Raw genomic sequence first — 17,369 nt, 5'->3', positions numbered from 1 at the left:
TATAAAAAGGTGGAACGGACCTTTGTTTGTGTTTCAAACATAAATGTTTAACTCAACAACATACATGAAACGATAGTGCATGGAGATCAAGGCGGCCTCATTGCTGGAGGATGTCGACTTTACCTTTTAGGAAGAAGGCTTAAGCATTGGTTTCTTGCATAATGGGAATTACAAAAGGAAGCAGCATATCTCAAGGAATTTATATAGGTGATACTAACTAGAAACTCATTTATTGAAATTTAATAATAAGGATGATATAATTCTCATAAATTAATGACTGGAGTTGAAAGTATAATGTAGTATTTCTTGCTAACGATAAAACAGTAAAAGCGGTATTTTTCGCATGTTTTATTTTGTATGCAAGAAAGTTACATTATCTTTGACTCAAACAATATATCCTTTTATTTAACTCCGTAATGGGGTTGATTAACTGTATTTATTTGAGCTACAAGAATGTAACTTTCTTGTAGCTTTTATTTTTTTCATACAGGAGGACAATTTTATGTCATTAATAAATGTTACAAACCTGACGTTTGCCTACGAAGGAAGTTACGATAACATTTTTGAAAATGTAAATTTCCAAATCGATTCCGATTGGAAATTGGGATTTACAGGAAGAAACGGTAGAGGTAAGACGTCATTTCTCAATTTGTTGCTTGGTAAATATGAATACAGTGGGAGTATTTCTGCTAATGTCAGTTTTGAATATTTCCCTTTCCCTGTAGAAAATAAAGAAAATAATACGCTTGATGTCATCAACGACATTTTTCCAGACTATGTTCACTGGCAATTAATGCGCGAGCTTTCATTATTAAAGGTTTCTGAGGATGTTTTATATCGGCCATTTGATTCATTATCTAACGGAGAGCAAACGAAGGTTTTACTGGCTACTTTATTTATTAAGGAAAATAGTTTTTTGTTAATTGATGAACCTACCAATCATCTTGACATGAATGCAAGAAAACTGGTCAGTGATTATCTCAAGTCTAAAAGCGGATTTATCTTGGTGTCTCACGACAGAGCTTTTCTTGATAACTGTGTAGATCACATACTTTCCATTAATAAGACCAACATAGAAATACAAAAAGGTAATTTTTCAAGTTGGTGGGAAAATAAAATGAGGCAAGATAACTTTGAGCTTGCAGAGAACGAAAAACTTAGAAAAGACATTAAACGTTTGTCAGATTCCGCTAAACGGACGGGCAACTGGTCACACGAAGTGGAAAAAACAAAAAACGGAACAAGAAATTCCGGTTCTAAGGTAGATAAAGGATATATTGGCCACAAAGCCGCTAAAATGATGAAACGCTCTAAAGCTATTGAACAAAGACAGCAATCTGCTATTAATGAAAAGTCTAAACTCCTAAAAAATATCGAGAGCTCGGATAGCTTAGAGATTTCACAGCTTGCTTTTCATAAAAACCAACTTGCTGAACTTGATCATGTTTCCATTTTTTACGGTGAGAGGATCATTTGTGCAGAGGTAAGTTTTACAATTGAGCAAGGCGAGCGAATTGCTCTTACCGGTAAAAACGGCTCAGGAAAATCAAGTATCCTCAAACTTATTTGTGGTGAGCATATTAACTATACAGGTGTCTTCAGGAAGGACAGCCAGTTAAAAATATCCTACGTCTCACAGGACACCTCCTATCTTCAAGGCAATTTATCTGACTATGCTGCAGACTGCGGGATTGATGAAAGCCTTTTTAAATCGATTTTAAGAAAACTTGATTTTTCCAGAAATCAATTTGAAAAGGATATTTCATCATTTAGTGGAGGACAAAAGAAAAAAGTATTGATTGCCAAAAGTCTTAGTGAGAATGTTCATTTGCACATTTGGGATGAGCCGCTTAATTTTATTGATATTATTTCTCGCATACAAATTGAAGAGTTACTGCTTGAATACTCACCAACCATACTTTTTGTCGAGCATGATAGGGAATTTTGTGAAAATGTTGCAACCAAGATTATTGAACTCTGATTTTGTTTCTAACCAGAAAGTCGCCATACATTGGCGGCTTTTCCTTTTCTATTTGAGTCCTGAATGACCGATTATTCACACACGCCTCGGAAGCCTACGGAGGGAAGGTAACCGGGGCTATTATTATTTGTAAGCTTACAATCAATATAATGATTGAATAAATCATAAAAATGATTTATGATTTCATTAATAATTAGCTCACCTATTCAGAAATCAAGGAACAAGCAACGGCCATTGAGTCTGCATAGGATCAATTAGAGCAAAACTCGCATATGCGTTGGTCATTTTTGACTTATTACTTAGTAAAAAAAGCAGAATGTCAATTTTAACATACTCTCATTGGCGATGTGACTTATATACACGTCCAGCTACAAATGATTAAATACGAATCATCAGAGCTCATCTGGGATCTTGGATTCTAAGAGTTCTTACATAATGAAGAGGAGGTGTACAACAAGATGTCCTTACAATCCAATGCGGTGGATGTCAAACTGGAGAGACGTGCCAAGCGGCGAATGTCCAAAATTGAGCTTACGAAAACGATCAAAAAAATCATTCGGAATTATGATCTGTACTTGCTGCTGCTGCCGACGCTCGCGTACTTTATTATTTTCCATTACGTACCGATGTACGGATTGCAAATCGCGTTTAAAAATTTTAATCCGGTCAAAGGAATCCTGGGCAGTTCATGGGTAGGCTTTGATAACTTTGAACGCTTTTTTGAATCGTATCAGTTGGGAACCATCATTAGAAATACGCTGGGTATCAGCATTTACGAATTATTCGTGGCATTCCCTGCTCCGATTATTCTGGCGTTAATGATTAATCAATTAACAAACGAGCGTTTCAAGCGATTCGTGCAAACGGTTACATATGCACCGCATTTCATCTCTACTGTTGTCGTTGTCGGGATTGTCTACTTGCTTCTGTCTCCGCAAACGGGAGCAGTTAATAACCTGCTCGGCTTATTTCGGATCGATCCGGTATTTTTTATGGGTAGCGCCGATTGGTTCAAAACGGTGTTCGTTTTCTCGGGTATTTGGCAAAATATTGGCTGGGGAACCATCATCTATCTCGCTTCGCTCACCGGGGTCAATCCGGAATTTCACGAGGCGGCGGTTGTTGACGGAGCGACGAAGCTTCAGCGCGTGATGTTCATCGATATTCCTGCGATCATGCCGACGGTCATTATTATGCTGATCATGAACATGGGCCATATGATGAGCGTTGGTTTTGAGAAAGTGTATTTAATGCAAAACCAGCTGAATGTCGATTCGTCCGAAACGATTCAGACATACGTTTATAAAGCGGGTCTAGTGCAAGCGCAGTACAGTTATGCTTCTGCGATTGGTTTGTTTAATACCGTAATCAACTTTATCTTATTAATCACCGTGAACAAAATTGCGAAATCTTTAAAACAGACTAGCTTATGGTAAGCCTTTACTTACAAAGCCAGTTTTTCGCTGGCGAAAAAAACGATGCAATTGCTTACGAAGTTAGTTTTCTAAAGAAAACTCTAAGGGAGGAAGACTATGAAGCTAGCGAAAACAAGGGCGGACGTTCTCTTTGACTGCTTCAACCTCACATTGATTGCGATATTAATTATCCTTGTCCTTTACCCGCTTTATTTCGTTGTAACCGCTTCTGTGACAAATCCTGATGTGGTGTATTCTGGGAAGCTGCTGTTTGTACCCGAACAAGTAACTTGGGACGGCTACAAAAGACTATTTTCCGAAGCTTCGATTTGGCTGGGGTTTAAAAATTCACTGTGGTACACGATTACGGGGACGACGATTAATGTTGTGCTCACGGTAATGGCCGGCTACGCTCTTTCCAGAACGGATTTGGTCGGCAGAAATGTATTCATGTTTCTGCTGGTGTTTACAATGTTTTTTGGCGGGGGGCTTATACCTACATACCTGCTTGTCAAAGATCTCGGGCTGTTGGATACGACATGGGCGATGATTCTTCCGAATGCGGTTTCCGTTTTTAACGTCATTATTGTTCGTACATTTTTCCAATCGAACGTGCCAAGTGAGGTGCTCGAATCGGCCATGATTGACGGCTGCACGAACCTAAAGTTTTTCGTAAAAATCGCCATTCCTTTGGCGCTGCCGATCGTGGCGGTTATGGTGTTGTTTTATGCAGTTGGCCATTGGAATGCCTATTTCCAGGCGTTGATTTATTTGAAAAGCAACGCTATGCAGCCGCTGCAAATTATTTTGCGGAACATCCTGATTATGAATGAGGGCTCCGATGTGCAGAATTTAATGGACGGCGCACAAGATCAGCAGAAAAAGCTGGAACTGATGAAATACTCCATTATTATTGTGTCCAGCTTGCCTATGCTTATCTTGTACCCGTTCCTGCAGAGATACTTTGTTAAAGGTGCACTGGTGGGCTCATTAAAAGGGTAATCGCGGATATCCGACTGGCCAAAAGGCTAATATCTATGAAGAAAGAGGGTCTAAAGCATGAATAAAAAATTACCTATAGGCAAAATGTTGCTTACACTAAGCGTTACAGTCGGGCTTGCAGGCTGTGGAGGCAATCAAGCTGTACCAGTGGAAGATAAGCAAGCTGAGGCAAAAGCGTTGAGCAATTTGAACATGAAGGATTTTCCGATAGTTAAGGAAAAGCTGACGTTAAACATTGCTGGCTTCAAACCACCGTCAGGTAAAGATTTGAATGAGTATAAATTTTTTCAGGATGTGGAATCGAAAACGAATATCCATATCAATTGGAATTTGACACCTGGGAGCAATTGGCAGGAAAAAAAGAACTTGCTGTTTGCCGGCGGGGAACTGCCTGACGCATTCTACGCGCATGGTATTTTGAATGAAGACACCGATATTGTTAAATATGGCTCACAGGGTATACTCATTCCGCTGGAAGGATTCATCGATAAGTATGCACCGAACATCAAGAAGCTGCTGCAGGACAATCCAACCTACAAAAAGCAGCTGACGGGACCAGACGGACACATTTATTCATTGCCAACGATCGACGAAACGTATTCGAGCACAAAATCAACGATGTTTATTAACAAAAAATGGTTGGATGAGCTGAAGCTTCCTATGCCGACGACGACAGATGAATTGTATACCACATTGAAGGCATTCAAAGATAATGACCTTGGCGGTAATGATAAGAAGGATCAAATTCCGATGTCATTCCTTCAAAATTGGAACAACGACATAAACTCCTTATTTGGCGCGTTTGGCCGTATCGATCGCGATGTTCACAAAGTAGGGAACAATCACTTATCGGTTGAAAATAACAAAGTAATTTATGCAGCTGCACAGCCGGAATACAAGGAAGCGATCCAATATTTCAACAAGCTGTTTACCGAAGGTTTGGTAGACAAGGAAAGCTTTACGCAGGACAGCAAGGTATTCAATGCAAAAACAGCCAAAGGGATTGTAGGTGTTGCTTTCGATTGGAATCCGGCTAATCAAGATTACGTATCGCTCCCGCCACTGAAAGGACCCAAAGGACAGAAGCAAGTGTGGGCGGAGTATCCTGCAGGCATTCTATTGAAAGGTTCGTTTGCGATTACTAATGTAAACAAGTATCCAGAAGCAACCATACGCTGGATTGATAATATGTACGATCCGAAAAATTCGCTTCAGCTCAGCAAAGGCGTAATTGGAGGACAAAGCTTGAAAGAACGCTCCGATGGCAAGTATGAAACGGTGTTACTTCCACAGGGTGCTAATGATGATGATTTCAAACAAGTCCCTCCTACGGCATATTCGGTATGGGCTACTACTATGGCTACAAATGATATGGTTGTATCCACACCTACAGGTAAACGATCGAAAGTAGACATCGATAACGTATGTGCCCCGTATCTAGTTAACAATGGTTTCCCGAAAGCCTATTTCACTGCGGAAGAAAGCGATCAAATTTCGCGCTACTTGACCGATATCGATGCGTATGTCAGCAAAATGTATGCGAAATGGATGATGTCTGGAGGCATCGATAAAGAATGGGATGACTATGTGAAGAAGATGAACGATATGGGTCTTGATAAAATGATGAAGATTAACCAGTCCGTGTACGATCGCTACCAGTCTACCAAATAACGACGCATAAAAACATCACAACTGTATCCTAGAGGGGGAATCAGTACTTTGTACAGTATTCATAAGCGTTTGATTTATGAAAATCCGCTCTCCTCGGAAAAGGATTTAAGAAATTTTTGGCTGGAAGGTGAAGCATCGGTTACGTTTCCGAACGGCCGGATGCGTATGGAAAATATGCTTGATCCGTCGGAAGGTCAGGCATCAAATTTCGTATACTGGTGCCCTGAAGATTTTCCTTCGGACATTACTGTAGAGTGGGATTTTTGGCCGATTCGGGAGCCGGGACTGTGCATGCTGTTTTTTGCGGCCAACGGTCGTCACGGCGAAGATCTATTCGATCCCAGCCTGCCCAAGCGAACCGGAGAATACCAGCAATATCACAGCGGTGCGATCCATGCGCTCCACGTCTCGTACTTTCGCCGCAGGTACCCGGAGGAACGGGCGTTTCACACGTGTAACTTGCGCAAAAGTATTGGCGCGCACCTCGTTTGCCGAGGAGCCGATCCGATTCCCGGCGTGGAGGATGCACAAAGCCCGTACAGGCTTGAATTGACGAAGCTCGGGCGGGACGTTGTTTTTACAATTAATGGACTGACCGTCTTTCAGTGGCGAGACGACGGTCAGTCGTACGGTCCATTACTGGGCGAGGGTAAAATCGGGTTCCGTCAAATGGCGCCGCTTATAGGCGAATATGGCAACTTTCGCGTGTACGCTTCCAATAAAGCATGACTCCGTTGCCGAGTGGGGAACGGCCGTATGTAGAAGGTAGGGAGCCATGACGATCTTTGATTCGGCAAAAAAGGGGAATGAGGATGTCCATATACAGTTTTGAAAGTGGTATACCCGCATTATTCTCAAGCGACGAACGTTCCCGTTTATCGATCAGCGAACAGCATTATAAAGACGGGTCATCCTGCCTACAATGGGAATACGAGGTCGATTCGTTCCTCACTGTGAAACAGCCGATCGGCTACTCACCGTTTCAAGAAGGGGCCAAAAGTCAGGCACGCGACTCGTTCGCTGTTTGGATTTATAACTTGGTGCCATGTGATGGACGGCTTTCATTTGAATTCGGCCGTGGAATACATGTCGACTGTCGGTTCAATTTTGGACTTAATTTTCAAGGCTGGCGAACCGCATGGGTTGCTTACGAGCGTGATATGCAGGGAACGCCGCATCCAGACATGGACACATTGACTGTCCGCATCCCCAAGGAAGCGGGTAGCGGTACTCTGTTCATCGACCAATTGATGCTGAACACGCCGATTGATCCGCGTTTTCATACGCGGGATTTCCAAGTTACGACCGTCAATACGGGCGCAGACGCGTCTGCTAACGCCCATTGGCTCGCTCTTTATGCCTTCGAGCAGTTGAAGCCGCTGCTGGAGCTTCCTGAAACGGTGTCAATGGAGCAGGCAGCGGCGCATGCACAAATGAATGAACGGTTTGAGGCGTTATTTTACAAAAAGCACGACATGGCTATAGAGCAGGAGGACATCGAACGTCTCCAGCGCCGGTTTGCAGAGTACGGGATCGTTCGTAGGGGGGATTCCATCATAGGTCGACCGGTTGAGCTGCCGTTTTTCGATCACTTTCCGACTTCGCTGAAGGAGGAGTTGAAGGCAATTGCTAACAGCGTGCAGCTTAGCGAAATAACCCGTTTCCTAATGGAAACGGCGATCTGCTATCGGTCCTCCAAACAAGAGGAGCAAAGAGCCAGGCTGCAGACGATGTTCATAGATACGCTCGATCATCTGGATGACCAAGGATGGACGTATGGAAGCACGCAAGGAACGGTTCATCATTTCGGGTACAACTTCCGCGACTATTATCCAGCCGTTTTCCTCATGAGACACACGCTGAAAGAAGCGGGGAAACTGGAGCGGACACAGCGGACGATGCGTTGGTACAGCGGGGTCGGCCGAATCCACACACCGCTTGTCGAAGTAGAAGGTAATATCGATATCTTCAACACGACACTGCATGGAATGCTCGCCAGTTTGCTGGTTATGGACGAAACGGTGGGGAAGGTGCGCGAACTGCAAGCATTCCGCGAGTGGCTTGGCCAATCGCTGCTGCCCGCTCCGGGATTGCGCGCCGCATACAAGATGGACGGCTCCGCCTATCATCATGTGAATCATTATCCGGCGTATGCAGTCGGTGGCTTTCAAGGTGTAACGCCGGTGATGTACGTGCTCAGCGGCACGTCGTATAAGATCGGCGAACAAGCGCACGAAACCATACGCAAAGCGCTGCTCTCCATGCGGCTTTACAGCAACAAACGCGAATGGTTGCTTAGCCTCGCAGCGCGCCACCCTACCGGTAAATGGGCGATAGATCCTGAACCTTTCGCTTATATGGCACTCACGGGTACACCGGACGGGAAGAAAGCAGTCGACGAAGAGGTGGCCGCAGCATACCTGCGGCTGCTTGAGCCGATCGAACGGACAGAAGCCGCGCGTTTTTTTGAAGAAGCTGGCATCTTTGCGGAAGCGGACCCGAACGGCCACTGGACGATGAACTATGCAGCGTTGGCTATTCACCGGCGCGGTTCATGGATGGCAGGAATGCGCGGGCACAGCCGGTATTTGTGGGCGAATGAAACGTATATAAGCGCCAATCTATACGGACGGTACATTTCGCATGGTCATCTCCAAATCATGAGCCAAGGTGAACCAATCAATAATGAGGACAGCGGTTACCATCACGAGGGTTGGAATTGGAACCGTTGGCCAGGTACAACAACGATCCATAAGCCGATCGACGAGCTGCGTTCGGACGTCCGTAATGTGGATACGTTCAGCGGCTTCGAAGAAATGCTGCTTTCCGACGAGACGTATGCCGGCGGGCTCCATCTAGAGGGCCGTAACGGGATGTTCGCGATGAAGCTGCACGAGCATCCGAAATACGAAGGGAGCCACCGCGCCCGAAAGTCGGCATTCTTTTTCGAAGATCGAATCATCTGCCTTGGCACCGATATTGAGAACGACAATTGCGAATGCCCGACTGGAACGACACTGTTTCAAAGTTATTTACCTGCTCCTGAAGATCCGATCTGGGTGGACGGAGCTGAGCCTGTAAGTGCGTTTCCTTATTTCCATACAACAAAATTAGACCACCCAGTGTGGTTGCTGGACAATAAAGGTAACGGTTATTATGTGGCAGCCGGACAAACGTTGTCCGTGTCCAAAACGACACAGCATTCCAAGCATCAAGCAACGGATGCCGATACACAGGGTGATTTTGCCGCTGCGTGGCTGGAGCATGGGACTTCACCGAAGGGTGGCGGCTATGAATACGCGATATGGGTTGGGGCGGATCGTGAGCGTATCGAGGATTTTTGCAAACGAATGCAAGTATCGGAGAAGGCATCGTACACCGTGCTGCGCAAAGATCGTTCAGCCCATGTTGTCTTAGACGTGGAGAGCCGCACGACCGCTTACGCACTTTTTGAGGCGGATGATCATATCGATACCGGATATCTGATCGCCGTCGACACGCCTTCTATGGTCATGATTAGGGAAGATGGCGAGAAGCTCATTGTTAGCGCTGTCGATCCCGACTTACGTTTCTACTCGGAGACTGAGACGGACCAATATGATGAGTATGGCGTTCAGAAGGAAGTTAGCGTTTATTCGCGAAAATGGTTGCATGCGGAAAGTAGGGTCCATACGCTGCGCATCACGCTGAAGGGACAATGGGCGGGGCAAGCGGATGTGGAGGGTGTTCGCGTCGCTGCAAGCGAAGTGATAGGCACAGTCATTGAGGTGGCCTGCAAGGATGCGAGTCCGTGTGAGTTTACGTTAGTACGGGTTACCCAAATGAACTAACTTCAAGAACGAAGCGGGAGGCTAAAGAATGAAATCCATGATTAACCGATTACCGGTCTTTTATCGATATCTTTTGTCCTACCTTGCGCTGTTCTTGCTGCCACTGCTCTTTTTGGGGATGACCGGCTATTTCCAACTGGCCGATATCGTTGGCGGCGAAGTGGAGCGAAACAATCAGGCGCTTCTGGATAAGCTGCAGGATGAAGTGGATAACAAGCTTATTTTGATGAACCGCATTGCGGGGCAAATATCGGGTGCTCCCGAGCTGTCTCCTTATGCGCTGACGCATGACTTGTTCAACGTCTATCAGGGGAAAAAGCTGCTCGAAAGCAAAGTCGTGGACGATAGCATTAAGGAGATCGCTCTACATATTCGCGGGACGGATTATTTATTTTCATCGTTAAGTATTTACAAGGTTAATCAATTTGTAGATGAATTATATCGATATGACGATTGGACAGTACAGCAGTTCAGCGACGATTTGAACAACCTGAAAGCCCCGCTGCTAAGGCCGGCGGAGAACGTCAAGATCGATGGGCTGCCCGATCAGCGGCTCGTCACCTACATCGTGCCCATTCCGATCAACAGCCAGCATCCTTACGGCACCGTCCTGTTCGTGCTGAAAGAAGACGCATTGCTTAAGGGGCTTAATTTTGGTTTATCTATACCAGATGGTAACGCGCTCGTGTTCGATCGGAAAGGGCGCGTATTGACAGCGCACAAGCAGGCCGACTATTTATTGGACCCCAGTTTTTATAACAAAATTGTTAGCGGCGACTCGCTGTATCAGGTTGCAACTATTCAACATACGAAATACGCCGTTTCGTTCCAGAAATCCGATAAAAGCGGGTTTACCTATGTGACGATGCTCCCCAAATCATCCCTGGTCGCGCCGATCAACCATGCGATTTGGCAATGGATCGGACGGATGTCGATCATATTTCTCGCGGGTTGTGTGCTTGTTTATTTGTTAATGGTGTTCAACTACAATCCGGTCAAAAAGCTGTCAATGCTCGTCGAAGCGATTCGCGGACATTCGATTCGCAGGGCGAACGAATTCGATGCGATAGGCAGTGTCATTCATGACATGGCTGATTCGAATAGGAGCCTTGGAATTAAGTTAGAGGAAAACCGCTCCGCGATCAAGGAGCATTTGCTCGGCAGCTTGCTGAAGGGTGAGCTTGAATCGCTCGATGCATTCAACGAACAGGGGAAAGAAGTAGGCGTTGTTCTGCCTTTTGCGGAAACCGTGGTGTTGATCCTTGAGTTTCCTGGCTTCCTTACGCCATTTAAAGAAAGACTAATCGCAGAAACGGAGCGGCAATTCAGCGATAATGTGGTAGGGTATTGCAAAGATAGTCTGGAAGAGCGGGGAATGATGTTTATATTGTCAGTAGGATGTTCGCCGGACGCTTGGAGAGAATGGCTGGATCGTCTGCACGAGCATTTGACCACCTCGTTCCAGGCGCCGATTGCGATGGGCGTCGGCAAATGCTACGCGGAATTGTCGCAAGTCGGACGCTCATATTTGGAGGCGTCGACAGCGATCGATTATAAGCTGATTAAAGGCAGTCAGCGGGTGATCTTTTTTGACGAGTTGATGGCATTCAACCATGCGGATATTTTGAACCCGCGACGTGTGCTGGAAGATCTGGATATCGTGCTTCAGAATGGAAACGCCGAGCGCATCGCCGACGCCGTCCAACAAATTGCCATGCGCATGAAACAGAGCGGGCTAACATTGTTTATCGCCCGGGAGCTGTGCTACGACATCATCCGTAAGTTCATCGCTTTCACAGAAAAACACACTCCCGGAAGCCCAATTGACAGCTTCCCCGACGTGTTGACACTGACCGATTATACGACGCTGGATGAAATCGCAGATCTGCTCACGACCGCGCGCGTGACATTATGCGATTCACTGAATGCGCAAAAACTGGTTAAGTCAGCCGCTTTGATCGATCAGATTACACAATACATTTCATTGCATTATGGCGAGTACGATTTTTCTGTGCAAAAAATCGCCGATGCTTTCTCGCTATCTTTATCTTATTTGAGCCGCTATTTCAAGAAGCAGACCGACCGAACCATCACGGACTACATGAACGAGCTTAGGATTGATCAAGCGAAGCTGCTGCTGCGGACGAATGATAGCTCCGTGAAAGACATCGTCCAACAGGTCGGCTACTATGACGTATCCAGCTTTATCCGCAAGTTCAAGCAGTCGGTAGGCGTAACACCCGGCGAGTATCGCAAGCAGCACCGGTAAGTACCGCTAATTCAAGTGCTTAAGAGGAGAGATGGATGAAGATGAAAAAAGCTGATAAACAACCGAATATCGTGTTTATTTTATCCGACGATCAGGGTGTGTGGGCGATGGGCTGCGCGGGAAACCGCGAGGTACGGACACCGAACCTCGACAGGTTGGCAGCTCGCGGTGTGCGGTTCGATAACTTTTTTTGTACGTCGCCGGTATGTTCGCCGGCTCGTGCTTCGCTATTCACAGGCCGTATTCCGTCTCAGCACGGCGTGCACGACTGGATACGTGAGGGTAGTGTAGGCCCAGACGCGATCGAATATTTGGCCGGACAAACGGCCTACACCGAGGTGTTAGCTGACCATGGCTACGTGTGTGGGCTAAGCGGCAAGTGGCATCTTGGTGACAGTGTGAAGCCACAGAAGGGTTTTACGCACTGGTTCGTGCACCAAACAGGCGGCAGTCCTTACTACAACGCTCCGATGATTCGCGATGGAAAGCTGTATAATGAACCGGCGTATGTGACCGACGTCATCACCGATGACGCGCTGCAGTTTATCGACGATAGGGTAGGAGCGGAGGACGAGCGTCCGTTTTATTTGAGCGTCCATTATAGCGCGCCGCACAGCCCTTGGCTGAACGGCAACCATCCGCAATCATACCTCGATCAATACGCCGATTGTCCAGGGGAATCGTGTCCACTCGATACGCCAAGACATCCGTGGCTGATCAAGACGGCGCCTGGCGAGGACAACCCACTGGACAATCTGAGAGGTTACTATGCATCGATTACGGCGATGGACGCAAATATCGGGCGCATTCTGGACAAGCTGGAAACGCATGGTCTAACCGACGATACACTCATCATATTCATGTCCGACAATGGCTTCAACTTCGGTCATCACGGGGTGTTCGGCAAAGGCAATGGAACGTTTCCGCAAAATATGTACGACACATCCATCAAAGTGCCAGCGTTGTTCAGCCATACAGGCCGTATCCCGCAAAATGTCGTCAGTGAGGCGATGGTGAGCGGCTACGACTTTATGCCGACACTGCTCGATTATGTCGGTTTGCCAAATCCGGCGGCGGACAGTTTGCCGGGACACAGTTTCCTGCCACAGCTACTCGGCGAAGTGGCGGACGAGCGGGACAATGTCGTTATTTATGACGAGTACGGGCCGGTGCGGATGATCCGGAGCAAGGTGTGGAAATACGTGCACCGGTATCCATATGGTCCGCATGAGCTGTACGATTTGGTTCGTGATCCTCAGGAGTCGGTCAACCTGAATGATGCTCCTGAATGTCGCAGCCAGCGTGAAGCGATGAAGTCGCAGTTGGAGCAGTGGTTCGTACAATACGTCGATCCTGCAGTCGATGGCGTGCGCGAGCCCGTAAGTGGCTACGGGCAGCTCGCGGAGGCAGGCGTTAGGGGAAAAGGCAAACAAGCGTATCATGATCAGGAGTAGGAGCAAGTGCGAAACGATGGTTAATCGGTTTCTCGCAGGTAATTTCGTCTAGATCTGGACAATGTATCGAAATGTCGGGCCTAAAAAAAATAGTAAAGATAACAAATTTCAGAACACGTGGTGCTCTAAATCATGACACTGAGATTGATTCCCTATTTTGTTTTAGGCGGAAACGTAAGTGAAACTATTCAATTTTACGTAAAAGTACGGTTGCACAGGAGTATTCGGTTTTTTAGTTTCAGGCGTATCAACAAGAATTGAATAGTATGTTACTTCAATTGGCGATGGCGGCCGGTGCCGGTGTGGGCGGTCTAGTGATCGAATGGATCTCGCTGTCCTCGATCACTTGGATTGCCGCTGCTTCCATTGCATTGGCATTCGGGGCTGTACACTTATCACGACGAATGAGCGGTCATTAACCGCTCTCAAAGTGTCGAGAATAAAACCTCGAGTTTCTTTTTACTTTTTTGGGAGAAACGCCTGGAAAAATGACGGCTATCTCCGGTTTTCCAGGCGTTTCAGGTGGAGCACCATCTTCTTTATATTCTGCACGGGTGTCGCCATGAGCGCTTATACTCTGAGGTTTTGCAGTCCTCGTAACCGGAAATAGTGAACCCATAGGGCACATTGGCATCCACGAAACTTTGATCTATTGTCTCTAAGTTTATTTGGCGCTGTTCTCAAATGAAAACAGATCACCCCGTGAGGACGGTACAGAAAGGGAAAATCGACAAAATCTTGATTCCGTGACATCCAGCTTCAGGTTTTATATTCCAATTTTTAAAATATCCTTCATTTGGTCAATTCCACTTGATCCGGCAAAAACGGTGTAGCCTTCTTTGTTTAATTGAATTGAAGTTGCTTTGCCAATGCTTGATGAAGCTCCTATAACGATTGCCACTTTTTATTCATAACAAAATCTCCCTCAAACGGTCTTTGTTTGCATCATTCATATTCCGTTGAGATAGTAACAGCATGCCATCGTTCGGCATCGGCAGCACGCTGTTTTTCAGCTAGTTCAGCTCCCTGCGCAGCCTCTTTCCCAAGCAGCAAATGTGTAGGCAGTTCGTCAGCATAAGCCAACTGAAGCACTACCTCTGCCACCTTTACCGGATCGCCCTTCTCTTGGCCCTGCAGACCATCCATCATTCGGAGCAGCTCACCTACCGATGCTTCGTAGTCCGGAAGCAATTGAGGACGGTTTTTGATTGCATGATTTACCCAGTTTGTTCGCATTCCTCCAGGCTCTAGGGCACTGATTTTTACGCCGAAGGGAGCCGTTTCCATAGCTAGCGCTTCCGTGAAGCCACCGACCGCCCATTTCGCTGCATGGTAGGCCACGCTTCCCGGAGTTGCGAGCCGTCCGCCGACCGATGAAATCTGAAGGATATACCCGCTGCGCTGCTTGCGCATAATGGGCAATGCCGCGCGAGTCAGATTAACCACCCCATAAAAGCAGGTATCCATCAGCTTCTTGAAATCCTCAGAGCTTGTTTCTTCGAAGGGGCGGATATCGCCATAGCCAGCATTGTTTACCAGGACATCAAGCCGTCCGAAGGCGTCCAGCGCAAGCCGAACCGCCGCTTGTGCCGCTTCCTCTTCGGTCACATCTAGCGTCGCAACCCGGATCTGATCGCCATATTGCTTAACCAGATTATCCAACTGCTCGATATTACGGGCTGTTGCGACAACACGCTCCCCTTTGGCAAGTGCAGCTTCCGTAATATGTCGGCCGAGTCCGTTGCCGCTTCCCGTAATTAACCATACTTTTGACATTTAATTTTCTCCCTTATTTTAGTTTTTGTTATTTGGCAAGCCGGTATTCGGTGGCTTGTGTCTTTAATTGTAATGAGATTATAATTAAGGAGATAGTCGGATTGTGCCTGATTTTTGCCTAAAACTCCGATGATTCGGATGCGTATACCCTTGCCGGAAGGCTGCTGTGTTGCGGAGGCTTAAAATAAAGAGGAGGAGGCTTATGCCCCACCATACCAAAGAGAGTTCAGATAGCTTACAGCGGTTGCTTCACCTTTGCAATACTTATTCCTTTGCCAGTGGCATCCACGAGACCGGCATTTCGTTTGTTTCGCTTCTGAAGGCGGATCGGCCGACCACGATTCAATATGGTTTTTTCCAGCCTGGGATATGTGTAGTCCTTCAAGGCAACAAAACACTGATTGTCCGCAATAATACCTACAACTATGGAGCTGGAGATTATATCGCATCCAACATCGATATGCCGATCAAAGGCCAGGTATCCCAGGCCACGCAAGAAGTGCCGTACATAGCCATCCGAATTTCCTTTACAACTGACGAAATTGCATCCGTTGCACTGGATGCCAAGCTCAAAACTGTTGGCGAGAATCAGCTGACAGAAGGTGCGTTTATCGGTAAGTCGGGGATTGAAGTACTGCGTGTACTTGAGCGGCTGCTTCAACTGGCTACAGACAGTGAAGCAGCCGATTTTCTCGCGCCCGGTGTGAAGCGCGAGATGATTTACCGCTTGCTGACTGACGAAGACGGCGCGCGCTTCTACAACAATATGCTGCTGCATCATGATGCGGCAGGCATCAGCAAGGCTATCCATTATGTCAAAGCAAACTATACACGTACCCTTAGCGTAGAGGAGATAGCCCGAGCAGGCGGTATGAGCCCTTCTACTTTACATCACAAGTTCAAATCCGTCACTGCACTGAGCCCGATCCAGTATCAGAAGCAACTCCGGCTTCAGGAAGCACGCAGAATTTTGCTTACCGACGATACTGATGTCACCTCAACCGCGTTCGAGGTCGGATACGAAAGTTTGACGCAATTCAACCGCGAGTACAAACGGTTCTTTGGCCTGCCGCCGATGAAGGACATTCGTACTATTCGGACTAACGCCAAGACAAGCGGACATGAAGCTGATTATGCTAAAAAAATATTGTAGCGCAAATACTGGCCGATACGTTGGGGAAAGAAAATCTAGAGCTGGAGCAGGCCCCAGTTTTGTACACGACCTGTCCATTTGCGGGTGACAACTGTCGTGGCTAGATAGAGCATCTTGAGCAATGCCTCGTCGGTCGAGAAGATACTTTTTCCCTTTGTCACCTTTCGAAGCTGGCGGTAGTCGCTTTCAATGATGTCGGTCGTGTAGATCAGCTTTCGAATCTCGGGTGGGTACTTGAAGAACGTTGCGAGCTCGTCTCAATTCGTAATCCAAGTATATATTACGGTATAAAGTTGATAGACTGGGTGAGCATTAAACTCCTATGAAAATTAAAGAGTTCTAAATCTTAAATTAGGCAAATTATAGTAGATCCAAGGAAATACTTTTTTAAAAAAGGCTGAGCCTCTGATTGATCATTATGGAGTTAAGTGGTAGTTTAGCAATTTAATGGCACCATAGTTTATAGACCCTCTTTTCCCAGCCCAAGTAGAAGTATTGACCGATTTTATCCATTTTCATCCTCAGTGGTGCAATGCCGATAGGCAGGTTAACGTAATAAAAGGAGTTTGTTGGTGAGTTAAAGAAAAGGTAAGTGATTAAGAAATGGTTTCAGGTTAGATATGCTAGGGGGATATGTATATGGATGGTATCACCGACAATTTTTATCGTCATATGGGCGTATACGGAATTAGCGTAGATAATGAACGCTTACTAGTTATCAGAAAAATTTTAGGTCCATACACTGGGAAATTTGATTTGCCAGGTGGACGATTAGAGACTATGGAGTCCCTTGAGCTTGCCGTTAAACGAGAGTTTCG

At 46.4% G+C, this 17,369-nt stretch carries 13 protein-coding genes and 1 pseudogene; 11 read left to right on the top strand and 3 right to left on the bottom strand.

Annotated elements, in window-relative coordinates:
• The first annotated feature begins 502 nt into the window (after positions 1-502).
• From BK127_RS38365 to BK127_RS44230, 9 genes are all read left to right on the top strand, one after another.
• A complete protein-coding gene (locus BK127_RS38365; protein WP_076237957.1) occupies positions 503-1,981 on the top strand; it encodes an Lsa family ABC-F type ribosomal protection protein in 1,479 nt (492 codons plus the stop codon).
• A 458-nt stretch (positions 1,982-2,439) separates the two neighbouring features.
• Entirely contained in the window at positions 2,440-3,417 is a 978-nt protein-coding gene (locus BK127_RS38360) for an ABC transporter permease (RefSeq protein WP_083689903.1), read from the top strand.
• 96 nt (positions 3,418-3,513) lie between these two features.
• On the top strand, positions 3,514-4,398 hold the full coding sequence (locus tag BK127_RS38355; RefSeq protein WP_076237956.1) for a carbohydrate ABC transporter permease: 885 nt from the start codon (positions 3,514-3,516) through the stop codon (positions 4,396-4,398).
• Between the two features lie 57 nt (positions 4,399-4,455).
• The gene (locus tag BK127_RS38350; protein ID WP_076237955.1) at positions 4,456-6,069 is read left to right on the top strand and encodes a type 2 periplasmic-binding domain-containing protein; all 1,614 of its coding nucleotides are present in this window, start codon (positions 4,456-4,458) and stop codon (positions 6,067-6,069) included.
• A 39-nt stretch (positions 6,070-6,108) separates the two neighbouring features.
• Positions 6,109-6,798, top strand: coding sequence for a DUF1961 family protein (locus BK127_RS38345; RefSeq protein WP_076237954.1), 690 nt, complete (start codon positions 6,109-6,111; stop codon positions 6,796-6,798).
• Positions 6,799-6,881: 83 nt separating this feature from the next.
• Positions 6,882-9,899: a chondroitinase family polysaccharide lyase gene (locus BK127_RS38340; RefSeq protein ID WP_076237953.1), complete on the top strand. Its 3,018-nt coding sequence runs from the start codon at positions 6,882-6,884 to the stop codon at positions 9,897-9,899.
• A 28-nt stretch (positions 9,900-9,927) separates the two neighbouring features.
• Complete coding sequence (locus BK127_RS38335) at positions 9,928-12,168, top strand: helix-turn-helix domain-containing protein (protein WP_076237952.1); 2,241 nt, start codon at positions 9,928-9,930, stop codon at positions 12,166-12,168.
• Between the two features lie 35 nt (positions 12,169-12,203).
• Positions 12,204-13,622 (top strand): sulfatase family protein, encoded by a 1,419-nt coding sequence (locus BK127_RS38330; RefSeq protein WP_076237951.1) that lies wholly within the window; start codon positions 12,204-12,206, stop codon positions 13,620-13,622.
• A 266-nt stretch (positions 13,623-13,888) separates the two neighbouring features.
• Positions 13,889-14,041: a hypothetical protein gene (locus BK127_RS44230; RefSeq protein WP_179097756.1), complete on the top strand. Its 153-nt coding sequence runs from the start codon at positions 13,889-13,891 to the stop codon at positions 14,039-14,041.
• A gap of 347 nt (positions 14,042-14,388) precedes the next feature.
• On the opposite strand, the gene BK127_RS45225 is transcribed toward BK127_RS44230, so the two are convergent.
• On the bottom strand, positions 14,389-14,523 hold the full coding sequence (locus BK127_RS45225) for a hypothetical protein (protein WP_256711628.1): 135 nt from the start codon (positions 14,521-14,523) through the stop codon (positions 14,389-14,391).
• A 44-nt stretch (positions 14,524-14,567) separates the two neighbouring features.
• Positions 14,568-15,398 (bottom strand): SDR family NAD(P)-dependent oxidoreductase, encoded by an 831-nt coding sequence (locus BK127_RS38320; protein WP_076237949.1) that lies wholly within the window; start codon positions 15,396-15,398, stop codon positions 14,568-14,570.
• A gap of 202 nt (positions 15,399-15,600) precedes the next feature.
• Here BK127_RS38320 and BK127_RS38315 point away from each other — a divergent pair, with 202 nt between their 5' ends.
• Positions 15,601-16,551 (top strand): AraC family transcriptional regulator, encoded by a 951-nt coding sequence (locus BK127_RS38315; protein ID WP_076237948.1) that lies wholly within the window; start codon positions 15,601-15,603, stop codon positions 16,549-16,551.
• Between the two features lie 35 nt (positions 16,552-16,586).
• On the opposite strand, the pseudogene BK127_RS38310 reads toward BK127_RS38315, so the two are convergent.
• A pseudogene (locus BK127_RS38310) lies at positions 16,587-16,808 on the bottom strand (transposase); the annotation flags it as partial.
• A 376-nt stretch (positions 16,809-17,184) separates the two neighbouring features.
• Between BK127_RS38310 and BK127_RS38305 the strand changes: the two are divergent.
• On the top strand, positions 17,185-17,369 hold a 185-nt coding region (locus BK127_RS38305), incomplete at its 3' end, for an NUDIX domain-containing protein (protein WP_305954347.1).

This window comes from Paenibacillus sp. FSL H7-0331 (genome assembly GCF_001956045.1).
This window is presented reverse-complemented; position numbering and strand designations above follow the sequence as displayed.